The following is a 2643-nucleotide window of genomic DNA, read 5'->3' on the forward strand; positions in this document are numbered from 1 at the left end:
TCGACTGACCTTAGCCTGCAGCCTGATTTTACGAAGATCGTTGAGGGATTTGGCGGCGTTGGTTTTGTTTGCAAGAGCAAAGATGAGTTTAAAAAGGCGTTAAAAGAGGCGATCAAGAGTAAAAAATCAGCTCTTATCGACGTGAGGATCGACCGCTTTGAAGACGTGCTTCCTATGGTTCCAGCAGGGGCTGCGATTTATAATATGATATTAAAGAGCAAGGAAGAAAAATGAGCAGTATAAGAAGAACGATTTCAGTTATTGTATTAAACGAACACGGCGTTTTAGCTAGAATTTCTGGGCTTTTTGCGGGCAGGGGCTACAATATCGACACGCTCACGGTTGCTCCGATACCTGAGAGCAACTTCTCAAGGCTAAGCATCGTAACAAGCGGCGATGAGAGAGTTTTAGAACAGATCGTAAAGCAGCTTCATAAGCTCATACCAACATATAAGGTCATAGAAAGTGGCGAATTTGTCGAAAAAGAGATGGCGCTCGTGAAAATTCCGCTTGGTGAAAATTTTGCTGGCCTTGAGGCGATACTAAAGTCATATAACGGCATCGTCACAAATACAAACGAAAACTACATCGTCGTCATGGTGGCTGATGATGCGAGTAGGGTAGAGAGCTTTTTAAAATCGATAAAGAAATTTAACCCAGTTGACGTCGTGCGCGGCGGATCTGTGATAATGGATATATGATGAAACTAAGTGAAATAGCCTTAAAAGTAAACGCTACTTTTAGCGGAGAAGATCTGGAAATTTTTGCTCTAAATTCATTGAAAAATGCAAATAAAGCTGAGCTAACATATTGCGACGGCGAGAAAAATGCCAAATTTATAAGTAGCTCAAACGCTGGAGCCATTTTGGTGACAAATGCGCTTTTGGACTTCGTGCCAGCTGGCATGGTAGCGCTTGTTTGCGACAACCCACACCTTGCCTTTGCTATACTTAGCAAAGAGTACACAAAGCCGCTATTTTGCGAGCCAAAACCATCAAATATCGCCGAGAGCGCAACTATCATGCCAAACGTCTACATCGGCTCAAACGTGAGCGTGGGCGAAAACACGATAGTGATGGCTGGGGCGTTTTTGGGCGATAACGTGAGTGTCGGCAAAAACTGCATCATCCACCCAAACGTCGTCATCTATAATGACTGCGTGGTGGGCAACGAGTGCCACTTGCTAGCAAACTGCGTCATCGGCAGTGACGGCTTTGGCTATGCGCATACAAAAACTGGCGAGCATGTGAAAATTTATCACAATGGCAACGTTGTTTTGGGCGATTTTGTCGAGATCGGCGCTTGCACGACGATAGATCGCGGCGTCTTTGAAAGCACGATGATAGCAAACTATACAAAGATAGATAACCTTGTCCAAATAGGCCACAACTGCGAGCTTGGAAATGGCTGCCTTATCGTCTCACAAACTGGGCTTGCTGGCTCAACAGTGCTAGGCAGAAATGTCGTCATGGGCGGACAAAGTGGCTCAGCTGGACACGTAAAAGTGGGCGACTTTGCGCAGATCGCAGCACGCGGAGGCGTTAGTAAAGACCTGCCTGGAGGCAAAAAATATGCTGGAGCATATCCGATAATGGAGCTTTCAGAGCATTTTAAATTTCAAGCAAAGATATTGAGATTTTTCAAGAAAAACTAAATTTGGCGGAGCTTTCCGCCTTTTAAATTTAGGTATTAAATTTTTAAACCAAAATAAAAAGCCTTAAAGCTATCTTTGCGCTCAAGTGGAAATTTCATGCTTAAAGTGTTCTCTCTTTTATCGCTTTGGCTCTCTGTGGCGATCCCAAGCTCTTCGTTGGTTGGGGTGATGAGCGTTTTTATCTTAGCATCTTCTTCATCTATACACCTCTCGCCTCTCGCGTCAGAGAAATTTAGCTCGTGGTTGATAGCACAAAACATATCAAATGCAAGCTTTGTGCATTCGCCATATTTGGCATGCCAAACGAGCTTTTGATTTATAAATTTGCTTTTTGGTTTAAATTTCACTTCATACTTTTGTTTGATCTATAAAATAAAACAAAAAATAGCACGCAAAGCAGGGCAGTAAAGGCAAAAACGATCGCAGTTCCATCTTTAAACGAGCTTAAGAACATGCCATTTGTATTCATTCCAAAAAAGCCAGTGATGAAATTTAGCGGTAGAAATAACGCCGAAAGTAGTGTCAAAAGGTAGATATTTTTGTTTATCTTGTCGTTTTTGTCGCTTTGTATAAATGAGTAGATGTCCTCGACCCTTAGCGAGTACTCCTCTATCATGCTCTTTAGCACGCCACACTTATGCACGCTGTTTTTTAGCTCCTTTTTTAGCTCATTTTGCTCAGCCGCACAAATTTGCAAAGCCTCGTAAATTCTAGAAATTCTACTCTCAAATTTCCTGATCTCATATCTGAAAACGTGATGTCTTTTGGCGAAATTTGCCACCTTTGCGCTGCCTGTGTAAATTTGCTCGTAGTTTTCAAGCTCGCTTTCATGCTCTAAAATTTTATTTAAAAAGTGATCGAGCAACTTTTTTATCGCCTCTAAAAACTCATTTTTATCACAAGGTGAGCTTAGATCCTCTTTAAAAATTTGCCCATCTTTAAAGAGAAATTTCTGTGAATTAACGCCAGAATTTAAGACTATATAGTCA

At 41.8% G+C, this 2643-nt stretch carries 5 protein-coding genes; 3 read left to right on the plus strand and 2 right to left on the minus strand.

Going from position 1 to position 2643, the window contains the following annotated elements:
- From Q0296_RS08230 to lpxD, 3 genes are all read left to right on the plus strand, one after another.
- The coding region (locus tag Q0296_RS08230) for a thiamine pyrophosphate-dependent enzyme (RefSeq protein WP_298039206.1) at nucleotides 1–234 on the plus strand (234 nt) is incomplete at its 5' end.
- A 5-nt stretch (nucleotides 235–239) separates the two neighbouring features.
- Nucleotides 240–701 (plus strand): acetolactate synthase small subunit, encoded by a 462-nt coding sequence (gene ilvN, locus Q0296_RS08235; RefSeq protein ID WP_223227516.1) that lies wholly within the window; start codon nucleotides 240–242, stop codon nucleotides 699–701.
- Complete coding sequence (gene lpxD, locus Q0296_RS08240; RefSeq protein WP_298039209.1) at nucleotides 701–1654, plus strand: UDP-3-O-(3-hydroxymyristoyl)glucosamine N-acyltransferase; 954 nt, start codon at nucleotides 701–703, stop codon at nucleotides 1652–1654. The genes ilvN and lpxD overlap by 1 nt, the downstream gene beginning before the upstream one ends.
- Before the next feature lie 35 nt (nucleotides 1655–1689).
- On the opposite strand, the gene Q0296_RS08245 is transcribed toward lpxD, so the two are convergent.
- Together Q0296_RS08245 and Q0296_RS08250 are read right to left on the minus strand one after the other, a co-directional pair.
- The gene (locus Q0296_RS08245) at nucleotides 1690–2001 is read right to left on the minus strand and encodes a hypothetical protein (RefSeq protein ID WP_298039210.1); all 312 of its coding nucleotides are present in this window, start codon (nucleotides 1999–2001) and stop codon (nucleotides 1690–1692) included.
- Nucleotides 1998–2636 (minus strand): CorA family divalent cation transporter, encoded by a 639-nt coding sequence (locus Q0296_RS08250; RefSeq protein WP_298039215.1) that lies wholly within the window; start codon nucleotides 2634–2636, stop codon nucleotides 1998–2000. The genes Q0296_RS08245 and Q0296_RS08250 overlap by 4 nt, the downstream gene beginning before the upstream one ends.
- Nucleotides 2637–2643: the final 7 nt, after the last annotated feature.

The sequence above is a fragment of the uncultured Campylobacter sp. genome, assembly GCF_937890585.1.
Classification (GTDB): domain Bacteria; phylum Campylobacterota; class Campylobacteria; order Campylobacterales; family Campylobacteraceae; genus Campylobacter_A.

What these genes read in the sequence shown, in the direction of transcription:
- lpxD (WP_298039209.1), top strand. Translation starts at nt 701, where the DNA reads ATGAAACTAAGTGAAATAGCCTTAAAAGTAAACGCTACTTTTAGCGGA.